The sequence below is a fragment of the Pseudomonas sp. FBCC-B545 genome (assembly GCF_059134095.1).
On the sequence record NZ_CP101441.1, the window covers coordinates 5,297,143 to 5,314,059 of the forward strand.

Here is a 16,917-nt window from a genome sequence, read left to right on the forward strand (position 1 = left end):
GTGTCAGTCAGTGCAGCTTTTGCTGACAGACTGCTATCGGGGGCAAGCCCCCTCCCCCATTAAAACTCCACAGCTCTGGAAACTGCTTACGGTTTGTGTCCGCGCGAGAGGAATTCGTGGGACTGCATTTCAAGCAAGCGGCTCAAGGTGCGCTGGAACTCGAAGTTCAAGCGACCACCGGTATACAGGTCCTTGAGCTCGACTTCCGCCGAGATGATCAACTTGACGTTACGGTCGTAGAACTCGTCGACCATGTTGATAAAACGGCGGGCGATATCGTCCGTGGCAACGCCCATCTGCTCGACGCCGCTCAAGATCACCGCGTGGAAAATCTTGCCCAGCTCGATGTAATCGTTCTGGCTACGCGGGCCGTCGCACAATTGGCGGAACTCAAACCAGGCCACGTCATCGCAGGTACGCAGCGCGATGATTTCGCGGTTCTCGATCATCAGCTTGTCGTTTTCCACCGCCTGGGTGCATTCAGGGGTCAGGGCGCGAAAGCTCTTTTTCAGGCTTTCGTGGGCCGCTTCGTTCAGCGGGAAGTGGAATAGCTCGGCTTGCTCCAGATGACGCAGACGATAGTCGACGCCGCTGTCGACATTGACGATATCGGTGTTCTGCTTGATCAGCGCGATGGCCGGCAGGAAGCGTGCACGCTGCAGGCCATCCTTGTACAAACCGTCGGGCACGATGTTCGAGGTGGCGACCAGGGTCACGCCGTTCTTGAACAGCTCTTCCATCAGGGTGCCAAGGATCATGGCGTCGGTGATGTCGGAGACGAAGAACTCATCGAAGCAGATCACCCGCGCTTCCTGGGAGAAACGCTTGGCGATGATGGTCAGCGGGTTTTTCTCGCCCGGCAGGGTCTTCATCTCTTCGTGCACGCGCTTCATGAAGCGGTGGAAGTGTGTCCGGACCTTTTCCTTGAACGGCAGCGCTTCGAAGAAGGTGTCCACCAGGTAAGTCTTGCCCCGGCCGACGCCGCCCCAGAAGTACAGGCCCTTGACCGGCGTGTGGTCTTTCTTGCCAAACAGCTTGCTGAACATCCCTGGCTTGCTCTGCGAGGCCGCGACGAGGTCGTCGTAAAGGCGCTGCAAATGACGCACGGCATTTTCCTGGGCCGCGTCATGGAAGAATTCAGGGCGTTTCAGATCAGCTTGATATCGTTCTAGGGGCGTCATAATTTCGTTAGCAAGGCAACAAAAACGGGCCGTCACTGTAACGACGGCCCTGGATAATGGCAATCAACCCTTGGTCGGGTTAATCCTCGGTTGGGGTCAAGGCCACGCGCAAGGCGACGATGGCGGCATCGCGGGAGGCTGCATCGGCGAACGGTGCGCTATCGGCCACTGCTGCACCGTCCAGCCAAACGCTGAAGCCCTGGGCCTCAGTGCGTACATCCAGCGCGTCGCCGCTTTGCAATTGCTTGGTCACCGCCCCCGCCGCCTTGCCGTCGGCAAAGTTGCGCGACAGCAGCAGCTGCTCGCCGTCAGCCGCCAACAGGCGGAAGCGGAAACTGCCGTCCTCTTCGCGAAAGCTTACAAAGCGTGCGACTTTCGCGGCTTTCTTTTTAGTGCTGATCGGCGCTGCCGCCTGGTTGACGAACGAACGCAGGCCCACCGCTTCGCGCAGCTCGGCCAGGAACGGTGCCGCCACGGCGCGGGCTTTCTTGGCGCCGATCAGCAGCAGGTCTTCCATGTCCGACGGACGCGACATCAGTTGGTGATAGCGCTCGCGGGCTTCACCGAGTTGGCCGTCCAGCAACTGGAACAGGCGGTTCTTCGCCTCGCCCCAACCCAGGCCTTGCAGCAGCTCGCCACGGAATTCCTGCTCCTGGGCCTTGGTCGCAAACGCCTGATACAAGGTAAACAGATGCGAATTGTCCGGGTCCTTGGCTTCGCCCGGCGCGCGGGAGTCGGTGACGATCCGCGAGATCGCGTCCTTCATGTCCTTGGCGCTGGTGAACAACGGAATGGTGTTGTCGTAGCTCTTGGACATCTTGCGGCCATCCAGACCCGGCAAGGTGGCGACGCTTTCTTCGATCAGGGCCTCGGGCATGGTGAAGAATTCCTTACCATTGCCAAACAGGTGGTTGAAGCGCTGGCCGATGTCGCGGGCCATCTCCACGTGTTGGATCTGGTCGCGACCGACCGGCACCTTGTGCGCGTTGAACATCAAGATGTCTGCCGCCATCAGCACCGGGTAGCTGTACAGGCCCATACTGATGCCCGCATCCGGGTCTTCGCCGTTTTCCACGTTCTTGTCCACCGACGCCTTGTAGGCGTGGGCGCGGTTGAGCAGGCCCTTGGCGGCGACGCAGGTCAGCAGCCAGGTCAGCTCGGGAATTTCCGGGATGTCGGACTGGCGATAGAAGGTCACCCGGTTCACATCCAGGCCACCGGCCAGCCAGGTCGCGGCGATTTCCATGCGCGAGCGCTGGATGCGCTGCGGGTCATCGCACTTGATCAGGGCATGGTAGTCGGCCAGGAAGTAAAAGGAATCGGCATTGGCATCTTCGCTGGCAAGGATCGCCGGGCGAATCGCACCTGCATAGTTGCCCAAGTGCGGCGTGCCGGTGGTGGTGATGCCGGTGAGGATACGGGTACGGGTCGTCATGGGGGATCGCTTGTCATCAATTCGAAAGACGTGGCAGCACCAGATCCTTGAGATCGGTCAGCTTGCCATGAAAAAAGTGTCCGCATTCTGCCACTTTCAGCAGCTCATGGGGGCGTTTCAGGGCGGCGGACCAGTCGTAGACCAACTGCGGATCAACCACTTCGTCGGTTTCCGGCTGGATCAGGGTCAATGGGCAGCCTTGAGGCAGCACATCCGCATCGCCCAGGCGCATCACGGCGGCGGCAACCATGAACAGGTGCGCAAGCTTCTCGCCCTTGGCTTCCAGGCGGCCACCAAGACTGGCCGCGACGTAGCCGCCGAAGGAAAACCCCAGCAAGGTGATCGGCAGGTCCGGGTGCTTTTCCCGCAGCCAGGTGGCGGCCGCTTCGGCATCGTCCACTTCACCGGCGGCCATATCGTGAGTACCGGCGCTGGCGCCGACGCCACGATAATTGAAACGCAACGTAATCAAGCCGGCATCGCGGGCGGTGCGTTGCAGGGTCGAAACGACTTTATTGAGCATGGTCCCACCCTGCACCGGGTTAGGGTGGCAAACCAGCGCCAGGCCACGTGGTTCGGGGTGATCCAGATACAAGGCTTCCAATTGGCCCACCGGGCCGTCGATCAAAACGGGGGTTTCACGCATGAGCAAGGATGAACTCCGTGACCTCTCAAGGGGTCGACTCGTCTAGCTAAAAGTCTGTGCATGGCATCATTGCGAGCTTAATCGCGGTATACAGCGCAGGTCCGAGCCGTTAACGTAAAGCAAAGCCGTTTATAGAGGAAGGACTCGTGGAACACTCGCTCTTAGTTTGGTTGTTGCCGACTCTTGCCCTGGTTGCCGGTGTCGCCATTGGATTCCTGGTTGCTCGCTTGCTGCCGAATGCCGCGCCTAACCGCACGCAGCGTCAGCTCGATGACATCCAGGAACGTTTTGACAGTTATCAGAACGAGGTTGTTACCCACTTCAACAGCACCGCGACCCTGGTCAAGAAGCTCACCCAGAGCTACCAGGAAGTACAGGATCATCTCGCCGATGGCGCTAATCGCCTGGCCCTCGACGACATCACCCGCCAGCGCCTGCTGGCTGCGCTGCATTCCGATGCGCCGCAAACCCCACGGGAACGCCTGACCCCGCCGCGGGAAAACCAGGAGCCACCACGGGACTACGCGCCAAAGACGCCGAACGCCCCAGGCATGCTGGATGAGCATTACGGCTTGAAGAAGTAAGTCGTCCTCAAGCAATAAAAAAGCCCGGCTGATCGATGATCAGCCGGGCTTTTTGTTGGGTCTGAATTTTCCCGACAATGGAGATCCAATGTGGGAGGGGGCTTGCCCCCGATGGCGGTGGGTCAATCACAACATCATTGACTGACACTCAGCTATCGGGGGCAAGCCCCCTCCCACAATTGACCCTGCACGGCCTTAGGCCGGTTGTTGCTCCTGCAACCGCCCACCCTCGATCCGCACATGCCGCCCGTGAAAGCGCTTGAGGCTGCTGCGGTGGCCGACGCTGACAACGCTCAACCCCGGCAGCTCATCGATCAGCGCCTGGTACAAGGTCGCCTCATCCTCTTCATCCATCGCCGAGGTTGCTTCATCCATGTACAGCCATTGCGGCGCGAACAACAATGCACGGGCAAAGGCCAGGCGCTGCTGCTCACCCGGTGAGAGCATGCGCTGCCAGTGGTTGGCTTCATCCAGCCGTGCGACCAGATGGGGCAGACGACAGGTTTCCAGGACCTGTGCATAACGTTCTGGCGGATAGACTCCGTCGTCCTGTGGATAACTCAACACGGCCTTAAGCGTGCCAATCGGCAGGTAAGGCTTCTGCGGCAGGAACAGGTAGCGCGTCGCCGGCAGGCGAATGCTGCCATGACCGGCCGGCCACAGATGGCCCATCGCTCGCAACAAGGTGCTCTTGCCACTGCCGGAACGCCCGCTGAGCATTACGCGCTGGCCAGGCTCCACAGTCATGTTGGCGTCGCTGAGCAAATGACGACCGTCGGCCAAGTCCATTCCAAGATCCTTTATCACCAGGCGCTCGCCTTCAGAGCGCACATCGATGGCCGGGGCGCGTTGCTCATTGTCGCTCATGGCCTGCTGGAAGCTCAGCAGACGGTCACTGGTGGCACGCCATGTCGCCAGTTCCGAATAAGCGTTGATAAACCAGCTGAAGTTGTCCTGCACATTGCCGAACGCCGAGTTGATTTGCATCAACTCGCCCAACTCGATCTTGCCAGCGAAGTAGCGTGGCGCAGCCACGATAAACGGAAAGATGATCGCGATCTGGCTGTAGCCGGCGGTGAAAAAAGTCAGGCGCTTGGACACTTTCATGATGTCCCAGAAGTTGTGCCAGACCTTGCCGAAACGTGTGCTCAGGCGTTGCCTTTCATTCGGTTCGCCGTTGTACAGGGCAATACTCTCGGCGTTCTCACGCACCCGCACCATGGAGAAACGCAAGTCCGCTTCAAAGCGTTGCTGCTGGTTGCTCAGGCCGATCAAGCGACGGCCGATCAGGTGGGTCAACCAACTGCCCACGGCGGCGTACAGCAGCGCACACCAGAACATGTACCCCGGGATGGTAATGCCGAACAATTCGATGCTGCCCGACACGCCCCACAGGATGATCGAGAACGACACCAGGCTGACCACATTACGCAGCAATCCCAGGCCAAGGCTCAAGGTGGCGGAGGTGAAGTTATTGAGGTCTTCGGAAATCCGCTGGTCCGGGTTATCGGTATAGCCGCCCTGTTCCAGTTGGTAGTAGTTCTTGTGCGCGAGCCAACGGGTGAAGTGTTTTTCGGTGAGCCAGGCACGCCAACGGATCGTCAGCATCTGGGTCAGGTAGAGACGGTAGACCGCGCCGAGAATCGCCACCGCCGCAATACCGCCGAAATAACCGATCAGTTGCCAGAAGGCCGCGGTGTCCTTCTTCTCCAGAGCGTTGTAGAAGTCCTTGTACCAGTGGTTGATCCATACGGAGATCGCCACGCTGAACAGCGACAGGCCAATCACGGCAGCCAGCAACAGCCAGGCCCTGCCCTTCTCTTCACTACGCCAATACGGGGTGATCATGGCCCAGGTTCGGCGAAAGAATTGCCCCCGCACCGCGTCGTTGACCGCGGAGTACTCAGCGTTCTGGTTCATTGTTCAGGCTCGGTAGGAAAAACATCACAGGCGTTTGAACCGATCATAGGTGATCGGTTCGCGCATCCGTGCAGCCTGAAGCAGGTTGTTCAGTTTTCGTTCAGCGTCGTACCGGGCGCTTCTGCAGCTTGCGTTGCAGCGTGCGGCGGTGCATGCCCAGGGCACGGGCCGTAGCGGAGATATTGCCTTCGTGTTCGGTGAGCACGCGCTGGATGTGTTCCCACTGCAGGCGGTCCACCGACATCGGGTTTTCCGGCACCAGGGTGTCGAGGTCGGCATGCTCGGACAGCAAGGCGGCCAGCACGTCGTCGGCGTCCGCCGGCTTGCACAGGTAGTTGCAGGCGCCGCGCTTGATCGCCTCGACGGCGGTGGCGATGCTGGAGTAACCGGTGAGGATCACCACGCGCATTTCCGGGTCGAGTTCCAGCAGCCTCGGCAGCAGCACCAGGCCGGAGTCGCCGTCCATTTTCAGGTCGAGGGCAGCATAGTCCGGCAGGTCGGCCTGGGCGATGGTCAAGCCCTCTTCGGCGGAGCCTGCGGTGCTGACGCGAAAACCGCGCCGGCTCATGGCGCGTGCCATCACGCGGGTAAAGGTCGCGTCGTCATCTACCAGCAACAGGTGTGGCAGTTCTTCGCCTTCGACTTGGATCTCGTCACTCATCGATATCTCCTCGTGCGACACGGGGCAGGCGCAGCTCGGTGAGCGTGCCGCCTTCCTCATGACTATAGAGCTTCACTGAGCCGCCCGCGCGGGTCACGCTGGCCTTGCTCAAAAACAGGCCCAGGCCGAAGCCTTTGCCCTTGGTGGTAAAGAATGGTTTGCCGATCTGCTCGGCAATGGCCAGCGGCACGCCCGCGCCGTGGTCACGAATGCTGATGGTGATGTTTTCTGCGTCCCAGTCCAACTGCACGCCCAATCCTTCGGGGCAAGCGTCGGCGGCGTTGTTCAAAAGATTGAGCAGCGCCTGGGTCAGGTCCGGCGGTGGCGCCATGCGCGGCACGCTGCCTTGGCCCAGCAGATTGAAACGGTAACTGGCCTCGGGACGCATCAGGTGCCAACGGTTCAACGCTTCGTCGAGCCAGTGGGTGACATCCTGCATTTCGACCGCCAGGCGGCGATTGGCTTCGGCAGCGCGCACCAGTTGCTGCAGCGTCAGCTTGCACTGCTTGACCTGTTCCTGCAGCACGCTGAGGTCCTCCTGCAAGGCCGGGTCGTGGTGGTCCTGGGTCATTTCCTTGAGCAATACGCTCATGGTCGCCAGCGGCGTGCCCAGTTCATGGGCGGCGCCGGCTGCCTGGGTGGCGACGGCCAGCAGTTGCTGATCACGCAGGCCCTCTTCACGGCGAATGGCGCGCAGTTCTTCCTGGCGGCGCAGCTCTTCGGCCATGCGTGCGGCGAAGAAGGTAATGACCGCAGCCGAGAGGGCAAAACTCAGCCACATTCCGTAGATCTGCAGGTTCTCCCGAGCAATCGGAAAGGTTTGCAGCGGATAGAACTGCGCCAGCAGCAGGGTATAGAGCGTCAGGGCAATGCCCGACAGCACCACCGAGTAGCGCCATGGCAAGGTCACGGCGGCAATGGTCAACGGCACCAGGTAATAAGAAACAAACGGATTGGTGGAGCCACCGGAGAAATACAGCAACACACTGTGGATAAACAGGTCGCACGCCAACTGAAGCGCGTACTCCAGCTCGGTCACCGGCCACGTGGTGCGCAACCGGATAGCGGTGAACGCACAGAGCACGGAGGAAAAGCCGAGAGTCACAGCCAATTGCAGCCACGGCAGCGGCAGCAGGTCGAACCAATAGGCAAGCCCGACGGAACCGGCCTGTGCGGCCAATACCAGAGTGCGAATGAACGTCAGGCGCCAGAGGTTCTGGCGGGTGGCGGAAGTCAGTTTTACGGCGGCGAGCATGAGCTCTCCCGGTGAGCGCTGCAGGCGGATCGGCACGAGTATAAACGAAGCAGGCCGGCTGGCACGGCGTATGTGGCTCTTTGACGCAGGGCGGGAAAACGACCGTTCGTCGGACCCACCATAACTTGTAGCTATTGTGTAAACCCGAAGAACCCGGCGCCAGCGTCTACAGTCATACCGAACACGACTATCTCAAGGAGCTTCCATGTCTCGTTTCACTCGCAGTGCCGCTGTCCTTGCCCTCAGCGCCAGCGCCCTGGCCAGCCTCCAAGCCATGGCTGCCGATGAACTGCATTACAACCAGATTTCCCTGCGTGCCGAAGTCAGCCAGGAAGTGGCTCGCGACAAGATGATCGTCACTCTCTACACAGAGTCGCAAAATGCCGACCCGGCCAAGCTCGCTGCCGAAATCACCACCACCATGAACCAGGCCCTGGGCCAGGCCCGCGAGGTCAAAGGTGTGACCCTGCGCCAGGGCAGCCGCAACAGCTACCCGATCTACGACAACAAGAACCAGAAGATCACCGGCTGGCGTGAACGCGCCGAACTGCGCCTGGAAAGCGCGGACTTCCCGGCGTTGTCCAAGCTCACCGGCGAACTGCTGAACACGCTGAAAATGGAAAACATGGACTTCGCCATCGCCGACGCTACGCGCAAGGCCAGCGAAGATGCGCTGCTCAAGGATGCAGTTGCAGCGTTCAAGGCCCGTGCCCAGCTGGCGACTGACGCATTGGGTGGCAAGGGTTACAAGATCGTCAATCTGAACTTCAACACCAACGGCTATCCAATGCCTTATGCCCGTGGCGGGATGATGATGAAAGCGGCCATGGCCGATTCGGCGCCAACACCTGAAGTGGAAGCCGGTACCAGCCAGGTCAACATGAGTGCCGATGGGGTGATTGAAGTACAGCAATAAACATAGAAAAAAGACAATGGCGCAGCCTTAACAGCCTGCGCCATTTTTTTGCACACTGTTTCAGCGTCATCGCAACTTAAGTCGTCTGGCAAAGCCTTAACAGGCGTCGTACACCTGAAACTAATATAACCAAAGTACCAGACCCACACTTTCTGATTAGGATGTGGAACTTTCCTGTGCAAGCAGCCACACACTTCACACTCAATCACTCCATCATCCCAACCAGGTACTCAAAAGTGGAAAACTTAAATCAGTTTACTATTATCCGTTATCCGGCACCCACGCCTGGGCCTACTGAACACACACAAGCGCAGGCACAGAAACCGGATAAATCGCTTAACAATAACGAAGCCTATACAACCGACCACACTGTCTCTACGGTCCAGCGCCACTCCGATGACTACAAGGCAATCATTTATGGATCAGACCCTGTCCAAGCGCCCGGAGACAGATATACGTTAAAGCAGCGCGAAGATCGCATTGACGCTTACGCCACGCGTGTAAATACGCAGATAAAAAATATCGAAAGTGGCAGTGAAGGCGACAGAAACAATAAGTTCCAGAACGTGCGCCTATTTATGGAACCCTCCGGTTACTTCAGTGGGGGTCTATTAGCTGCAGGGTTCGATCCGCATGAAAAAATCAGCGTAAGGTTCGACACTTACGTCGGTATGGGGACCGAAGAAAATCTGTCCGATACCGAAACCCGTACCTACTCTGCATGGGAAATCGCAGCGGGTGTGCTTGAACACGACACACCAGCACGGGGCGGGATTGTCAATTTCCATGGAATGGTCATTGACCCAAAAGACCGGAGCAAGATTAACGATCTGCAATCGTTAGGCAAACAACTTCAAAACCACTGGGAGCAGGATATAGCCACGCCAATGCGTGGCAGCGCCAGGGTCGACACCCTTATTGAGATTACGGATGACTTTCCTCTCATACCCCACCTCCCATTCCTACCTCGACCCAAAATATCAACAGTAATACCTGAACGCTCGGGCAAAGCAGACGCCTATGTAGCGCGGGGCGCTTTGCAGAGTCTTCATAGCGATAAGGAGGCCTTTGAAAAGTTAAGCTCTTCCGGTCAAGAAGCGATTAGCCGCACGCTGAATAAGAATGGGCAAGTGATTATTCCCAATATCTACGGTTACCCCCTGAGTGGGTACGCATTCATTCCCTATACGCCCTATAATGGCGATTACAACAACCGGCCCAATCAAGGTGTCATGCTTGATTTGAGGAGTGGCGCTGTCAGCGAGATAAAGGGCGATCAGGAGTTTGCGGCGTGGGCCAAAGACAATCGTAACCAACTGATAAGTCGTTTCAATGCCAGTGACCTGCAAGGAGGAAAAGACGCGCATTGGCCACCGGCCGCGACGGTACTCGACAGTCTGATCCGAGATAATAGATCCCACTACCCAGGGCGGGACACTTTGGTAACCGACAAGTCCGTACCCGTTCGGGAATTGTTTAATTATACCCAATCGCGAGGCGGTGACTATGAACTGAAATTTGGCAATCTGAACAAAGGTATTGCCTCGCATTATCACGAGATGAACGCCAAGAACGCGCTATGGGACGATCAAACCAAGGTTTTTGGCGCCATGGAGCAAGGCTGGAAGGCCGCAAAAGAAGTATGGGGCGATACCTTTGGCTACGTACCCGTCCTTGGTAACGCGGGCAATATTGTTTTTGGCAAGCATGACGCCGCCCACGGCATGACGGCCAGCGATCGCGTTGGAGGCAGGGCCGGAGTAGTGATATCAGGCCTGCTGCTGGCGCATGAAGTTATACCGGCTGGGGTAGAGGCAGGACTGGGTGAACCGGCCTTGAATTTCAACGCCGCCGAAAGCCAACAGTACGGCTGGAAATACAATGAGCAGGCCAACCGTTTTGATTTCGTGAAAAAAGTAAGCGCCTCCAACGAGGGCGATATAACCCCCGTCGCCAACAAAGCGTCAAACGAACCGAGCACGCCACACGCCAGTGAAACGGAAGGTGCCCATCCGACAATCGAACCACCAAATAGTAAACGTGCTTTTCTAAACTCCATCGAGAACTTACCCACCGGCGAAGATCTTTTTTCCAGTGCTGAAAAAAACGTAATTCTGAGTGGAGAGCTCAATGAGCTAAACACCCTTAACGAAAAACTCTACACATTTACTGATTTCAACAAAAAAGGTACTCAAGAACGACTCAACATACTGGTACACGGCAGTGTCGACCCTGATACTGGCATCTCGAAAGTTTCATATAATGGAAAACTCAATACGCCACACGAGTTACTTCAGACACTTCACAACGAAGGTATTCACCCCGAGACGTTTGACAATATAAGACTGCTGTCATGTGACTCTGCAAGTGGTGGAGATGCCTCCTTCGCAGCTGAATTTCAGAAGCTCATAGGGCGCCCGGTCAAAGGCTATAGTGGCACCCTCAGCGCTAACCTCACACCAGAAGATGTAAATGCAGCGGTTGTAAAAGTAGAAAAGTCCTATCTGGAAGCCCTGGAAAAAAATCAAGCCACCCCCCTGACTGCCGCCGATAGGGCATTGGCTAGATCCGAAGCTGAAAAATACGCTGCCAAAGAACTGGCGAAAAAAACAAACTTCAGACCGGCAAAGAAAAATCCTTATTGGAATCCGTTGAAATGGTGGGCTTTTACTTATAAACCCGAGACCTTCCCAAAACCGTAACACCGAGAATATGCTCGCCATCGAAAGAGTAGTCGTCAAATCGCCCTCAGCGCCAGTGCAATTGCCAGCCTCCCGGCCATGGTCGCCGATGCACTGATATTACAATCAGGTATCCCTGCGCGCTGACGGCAGCCAGGAAGTGGCTCGCGACAAGACGATCATGACCCTCTACACCGAGTCGCAAAATGCCGACCCGGCCAAGCTCGCTGCCGCCCCCCCACCACCATGAACCAGGCCCTGAGCCAGGCCCGCCAGGTCAATATGAGTGCCGATGGCGTGATCGAAGTTTTACAGTAACTTTTTTAGACAAGACAAAGGCGCAAACCCAAGGGCTTGCGCTTTTTTTGCGTTCGCTGCCGCCACGTCATATCCGGCAGCATATCTCGCTGGAATTACGTTCAAGGTCTTCACGACTCAATGACTGCCATAGCTACCAGGGAGGGCTGTGCTGGCATTTATTCACACAGTGAGAGCCAAACTTATGTCCCTATCAGTCAATGCAACACCATCCTCATCGCTGCCGCAGGTACCCGGCGATCTGCGGCCAACAACTGATACGCAATCCCCACAAGCGCCTCAACCGCTCACCGCAAACATCGCCCGGCCTGCCGAGACAGCATTGCTTAAGGCTTACCTTGAAGCCGCCCAACGCAAGGTCCTGCATAACAATGCCGGGCTTATAGCAGTCCCGCCCCAGAGCAACCTGGGCCAATGGCTTGGAGTATATCGCGAGCATTTGGAACACCCTGTTGTGCAGGGTTGGCTGCGCGAACAGCAGATCGAGCCGAACACCCTCCTCTCAATCAACCCGTCTACAGGCACCTTGTCCGCCGAGGTAAGAGGCGAAACGAAAACCTTCCACCTCACGGACACATCAGGTTGGGGACAGATTTCGGGGCCTCTGCTGGCAGCCGCCAGGATCATCGCTCCAGGCAATCATGGTGATTTGCGTGTGAGGCTGCGCGAAGACTCCATTCAAGTCAGCGCAAAGGTCGTGGCAAACTTTGAAGGCGTGGAACTTCCACAAACACTGTCTCAGGCTCGGGAACAAATCAGGCATTTGGAGCATAAAACCACTTTCGATCCGATTCCCGCCGATGATCACCTGCGTCCTGCCAGCAGCCGCTCGGCAGAGGCGCTGCAGGTACACAGACAGAATGCGACCCGCTATTACAGCAGCGCACCACAGGCGTTGGCCTACAAGCGCTTGGCAGTCGACGTTGCCAAAAACCTCCCCAATACGCGGGCAGAGGCCAAAAAATGGGCGGACGCGCTGCTGCTCAAACTCACAGGCCAGCCAATCGACTCAGATACCGTCTACTTGAATCGCTTCAAGGGCGGCGAAAGCGCGGATACAGTGACCGGCTGGGAGCACAAGTTCCAGGAGCCCTGGTCTTCGCTGCGCTTGCCCGACGCCTTGCTGAAGAATTTCTCCGAGCACGATTGGGTACCCGGAAACCTGGATCTCGAGGCGGGTCTGTATACCCAATCTACGGGACAGAGCGAAAAAGACGGCTACGGCAAGCACAATCAGATCGACCTTAAGCCATCGCAAGTGATGCACGAAAGCTGGAAGACCGACTTCCAGGCCCAGATGACCCAGAAAATCGACAGCTTCTGGCACACGCATGCCGATGGCTACCAGACCGCGATCAAAGGTGAGTTCGTCTTCCAGGCCCGCGAACAATTGAAGACGGCCGAAGCCCGATCACCCGCCGAGCGAGCCTTACAAGCACCCGAGCATCGATTCAATCGAGGTGACTACCGCTTGGTGATGGCGGCCGCCGGCAATCTCCCGCTCGACGAGAATGCTGCGTTGAGCATGGAGCAGCTCAAGGCACAAGCGCCGGTAAACGGCGACACTCAAGTGCATGCCCTTAGCATCCACGGTTTTAAGTCCAGCGACATTGTGCGGTTCGGCGCTGACGATGGAGGTCGCCAGGTACTTTATATACCGGGAGCAAAGCCGGCATTCCTGCGCTTCGACTCCCTGAAAAAACTCAATCAGTGGGTGATTGAGCAAAGTCAGTATCCGAAAAAAAGCCAGGCGCTGCTGGCACATTTTTCATTGATTGATCGCCAGGACCATAAGCCCGGCATCCTGCCGCAACTGGGAATCGACTTTATACCTGGCTTGAGCTTCACGGGAATAGGCGACACGCGAGATGGCCTGGACGCCCTGTTCAAAAAAATGGCTGCCGGTGATCTGAAAACCCCGGTGCTCAATGACAGCCACGCAAAAATCGAGGCAGACGTATTTTCCACATTGGCCACCGCCGCCAAACAACGCATGACCAGCGATACAGACGTAGTCATCAAATCCAACAGCGAAGTGACCCGCGACACCTGGCTGAACGACATAACCGTGGCTGCGGGTCTGCTGGCCAAGCTTGCGCCCATCGCAGCACCGGTTGCGGGTGCGGCGGCGCTTGCAGGGTTGACCGAGCTGGGGTTGGGCGCGGAAAAAGCAGCATCCGGCGACACCGAGGCCGAGCGCAGCGATGGAGTGTCCAAGGCATTCGATGGTTTGCTGAACACGCTATTTTCAGCCGGGGCAAGCGCAGTCCCCGAGGATCCTTTTGCATTACCGACCGAAAAAGAATTGCCGAATCTAGAGTCACTCGATCCGCCCGAAATCAGTGTCATCGAACCCACACCCGGGCCATCCAGCGGTACACGTGTTGTCAACGAGCCCGGAGCGCCCCTGCCAAGATCCCAACCCCTGCTGCCAATGGCACCCCATGCCGTCCCTGACGGTGAGCAATTGATAAAGAACGCGCCTCGTGACGCACTGGGTGTCTATCGAATAACCGACAGCAAGGGAGCGCTGCGTCAATTCGTACGCCTTACCGACGAAACTGAAACAAGCAGGATATTTGAAATATCAGGTCGCTACAGGACAGGCGACACCTTTGCCAGAATCATCAATTCCGACGGTGACGGACTGATGGTTATCACACCCGGGCGCGAGAAAGAGTGGGCCCGCGCACCGGGCGATGGCGGGATTAAGTGGCCGTGGCAACGTCCGATTTCGCCGACCCCGAGTAACGACTTAAAGTCATCCTCCCGCTTTTCGGACAACTTTATTGAGTTAGACGGATCAAAAATGGAAGGCGCCGACACACTCGACAAATACCTCAACTTTGAGGAGCAGACGCAGTATAGATTTGGCGTCAGCGTTGATGAGGAAAACGGTACGGTTAAAAGTCGCCCTGTCCTTTCATGGGAAGTAGACGATAGAAACTTCACGGTCTCCGCTTCGGAAGCGGCATCCCCTTCAAAGTTCGGCACCAGCGTCTACTCTGGCCAATTCATCAAAGACATCAACAGAAACCCTTACACAATAAGGCGACCGGGCTTGCAGGACGTTGAAATCGACATACCCCAGCAGATAAAAGGACTTAATGTTCCGGGCAATAATGCAGAGCAGTCAGTCGTCGATGGTCTTATCCATGACGGAATCGAAACCTTTGAAAGTGCGATCCCCGACCCCGACATGCGGGCGGCGATTTCAGAGGTAGCGCATCAAGGCTCTGCCGCTCCGGCGTGGCTTGAATTGCAGCCCCCCCGGGTAAAAGACGACTACCTGAGCAGCGCTGGCGACCGACACTTTTTCATCGACTATTCGCCTTTGGAAAATGAGACCAAAGTCACGGTGACCTCGCAATGGAAACTCGTTTATGCAGGCGGAGATGAGCCCATTCCCGCTTCAGACTTGAGCATCACAGCCAGCCGGACGTTCACCCTTCGTGAGAGTAATGCGGTGGATGGATTGCCCGTTACAATCGACAAATCTGCGCCTACCCGCATAGAAGTCTCCCCTACCTAACCCGCTTGAACGGCGGTAACCTCGGTGACCGCCGTTTTCGTTTGGGCAGCTTTTGTATGCCTGCCATTTCAGGGGTCTCCATGAAAAAGCCACTGCTCCTCGCCGCCAGCCTCCTGGCCTTTATACCAATGGCCCAGGCCGCCACGACCCTGGTCTACTGCTCCGAGGCCAGCCCCGCCGGCTTCGATCCCAGCCAGTACACCAGCGGCACCGATTTCGATGCATCCGCCGAAACCGTGTTCAACCGCCTGACCCAGTTCAAGCGCGGCGGCACCGAAGTCGAGCCCGGCCTGGCAACCCGCTGGGAGGTCTCCAGCGACGGCCTCACCTACACGTTCCACCTGCGCGAGGGCGTCAAGTTCCACACCACCGATTTCTTCACCCCGACCCGCGACTTCAACGCCGATGATGTGCTGTTCACCTTCAATCGGCTGCTGGACGCCGATAGCCCGTTTCGCAAGGCCTACCCATCCGAATCGCCCTACTTCACCGACATGGGCTTGAACACCACGATCAAAAGCATCGACAAGCTCGACGAACACACCGTGCGTTTCAACCTGAATAATGTCGATGCTGCGTTTGTACAGAACCTGGCCATGAGTTTTGCCTCGGTGCAATCGGCTGAATATGCCGCGCAGCTCCTGAAAGAAGGCAAGCCCGAGCAGATCAATCAAAAACCGGTCGGCACCGGGCCATTTGTGTTCAAGCGTTACCAGAAAGACGCGCAGATTCGCTATGCGGCCAATAAACAGTATTGGAAACCCGAGGACGTGAAGCTCGACAACCTGGTGTTCGCCATCACCCCGGACGCCGCCGCGCGCCTGCAGAAGCTCAAAGCCGGCGAATGCCAGGTCAGCGGTTACCCGCGCCCCGCCGATATCGAGGTGATGAAGCAAGACCCCAACCTGCGCGTGCTACAGCAAGCCGGATTCAACCTGGGCTTCCTGGCCTACAACGTAACCCACCCGCCGCTGGACCAGCTCAAGGTGCGTCAGGCCCTGGATATGGCCATCGACAAGCCTGCGATCATCAAGGCCGTATACCAGGGCGCCGGACAATTGGCGCAGAACGCATTGCCTCCGGCGCAGTGGTCTTATGACCCGAAAATCCAAGACGCGCCCTACGACCCGTCCAAGGCGCGGTTGCTACTAAAAGAAGCAGGGGTTGCACCAGGTACCACCATCAATCTATGGGCAATGACCGTGCAGCGCGCCTCCAACCCCAATGCGCGAATGTCCGCGCAAATGATCCAACAGGATTGGGCCAAGGTCGGCATTACGGCCAACATCGTCAGCTATGAGTGGGGCGAGTACATCAAGCGCGCCAAGAATGGCGAGCACGATGCAATGATTTACGGCTGGACCGGTGATAACGGCGACCCGGATAACTGGCTCGGCGTGCTCTACAGTTGTGCCGCAGTCAAGGGCAGCAACTACGCCAAATGGTGTAACCCGGCCTACGACACACTGGTGCAGCAAGCTAAGGTCAGCAACGACCGCGAGCAGCGCATCAAGTGGTATCAACAGGCACAAAAAATCCTTAAGGAACAAGTACCTATAACGCCTATTGCGAACTCGACGGTTTTCCAGCCTTTGCGCAAGGAAGTGCGTGACTTCAAGATCAGCCCCTTTGGGCTCACGCCGTTCTATGGCGTGGGTCTAGATAAGTAACAACAGCGCCCCAACCGAGTGCGCTAGACGCCTCGGCTGGGCTTTTTTGGTGCACCTATTGCACCGAAAAAACCCTCCAAACAGGCATATTTGTGTCGAAACTTTCATAATTGCGACA

The 16,917-nt window shown here is 57.3% G+C and carries 11 protein-coding genes and 1 pseudogene; 6 read left to right on the plus strand and 6 right to left on the minus strand.

From position 1 onward, the window contains the following. Positions 1-86: 86 nt before the first annotated feature. The 3 genes from zapE to NMB39_RS24485 all read right to left on the minus strand — a co-directional run bounded on the left by zapE (position 87) and on the right by NMB39_RS24485 (position 3,262). Complete coding sequence (gene zapE / locus NMB39_RS24475) at positions 87-1,181, minus strand: cell division protein ZapE (RefSeq protein WP_057021576.1); 1,095 nt, start codon at positions 1,179-1,181, stop codon at positions 87-89. A 79-nt stretch (positions 1,182-1,260) separates the two neighbouring features. Further along, positions 1,261-2,616: a tryptophan--tRNA ligase gene (locus tag NMB39_RS24480; protein ID WP_494339954.1), complete on the minus strand. Its 1,356-nt coding sequence runs from the start codon at positions 2,614-2,616 to the stop codon at positions 1,261-1,263. A 16-nt stretch (positions 2,617-2,632) separates the two neighbouring features. Continuing rightward, positions 2,633-3,262, minus strand: coding sequence for an alpha/beta hydrolase (locus NMB39_RS24485; RefSeq protein WP_057013882.1), 630 nt, complete (start codon positions 3,260-3,262; stop codon positions 2,633-2,635). A 146-nt stretch (positions 3,263-3,408) separates the two neighbouring features. On the opposite strand from NMB39_RS24485, the gene NMB39_RS24490 reads away from it, so the two are divergent. Next, positions 3,409-3,846, plus strand: a complete 438-nt coding sequence (locus NMB39_RS24490) for a Z-ring associated ZapG family protein (protein WP_003171734.1) — start codon at positions 3,409-3,411, stop codon at positions 3,844-3,846. A gap of 195 nt (positions 3,847-4,041) precedes the next feature. Here the strand turns inward: NMB39_RS24490 and NMB39_RS24495 are convergent, their stop codons facing one another. The 3 genes from NMB39_RS24495 to NMB39_RS24505 all read right to left on the minus strand — a co-directional run bounded on the left by NMB39_RS24495 (position 4,042) and on the right by NMB39_RS24505 (position 7,682). Then, entirely contained in the window at positions 4,042-5,766 is a 1,725-nt protein-coding gene (locus NMB39_RS24495) for an ABC transporter ATP-binding protein/permease (protein WP_494339953.1), read from the minus strand. A gap of 100 nt (positions 5,767-5,866) precedes the next feature. Further along, positions 5,867-6,427 (minus strand): response regulator transcription factor, encoded by a 561-nt coding sequence (locus NMB39_RS24500; protein WP_043048539.1) that lies wholly within the window; start codon positions 6,425-6,427, stop codon positions 5,867-5,869. After that, on the minus strand, positions 6,420-7,682 hold the full coding sequence (locus NMB39_RS24505) for an ATP-binding protein (RefSeq protein ID WP_057021580.1): 1,263 nt from the start codon (positions 7,680-7,682) through the stop codon (positions 6,420-6,422). The genes NMB39_RS24500 and NMB39_RS24505 overlap by 8 nt, the downstream gene beginning before the upstream one ends. A gap of 205 nt (positions 7,683-7,887) precedes the next feature. Between NMB39_RS24505 and NMB39_RS24510 the strand changes: the two genes are divergently transcribed. The 5 genes and pseudogenes from NMB39_RS24510 to NMB39_RS24530 all read left to right on the plus strand — a co-directional run bounded on the left by NMB39_RS24510 (position 7,888) and on the right by NMB39_RS24530 (position 16,799). After that, complete coding sequence (locus NMB39_RS24510; RefSeq protein ID WP_198719217.1) at positions 7,888-8,598, plus strand: SIMPL domain-containing protein; 711 nt, start codon at positions 7,888-7,890, stop codon at positions 8,596-8,598. 236 nt (positions 8,599-8,834) lie between these two features. Next, entirely contained in the window at positions 8,835-11,300 is a 2,466-nt protein-coding gene (locus NMB39_RS24515) for a hypothetical protein (RefSeq protein ID WP_494339952.1), read from the plus strand. Between the two features lie 39 nt (positions 11,301-11,339). Further along, a pseudogene (locus NMB39_RS24520) lies at positions 11,340-11,558 on the plus strand (SIMPL domain-containing protein); the annotation flags it as partial. Between the two features lie 223 nt (positions 11,559-11,781). Next, positions 11,782-15,129: a dermonecrotic toxin domain-containing protein gene (locus NMB39_RS24525; RefSeq protein WP_494339951.1), complete on the plus strand. Its 3,348-nt coding sequence runs from the start codon at positions 11,782-11,784 to the stop codon at positions 15,127-15,129. An 80-nt stretch (positions 15,130-15,209) separates the two neighbouring features. Continuing rightward, positions 15,210-16,799 (plus strand): ABC transporter substrate-binding protein, encoded by a 1,590-nt coding sequence (locus tag NMB39_RS24530; RefSeq protein WP_494339950.1) that lies wholly within the window; start codon positions 15,210-15,212, stop codon positions 16,797-16,799. Positions 16,800-16,917 lie beyond the last annotated feature (118 nt).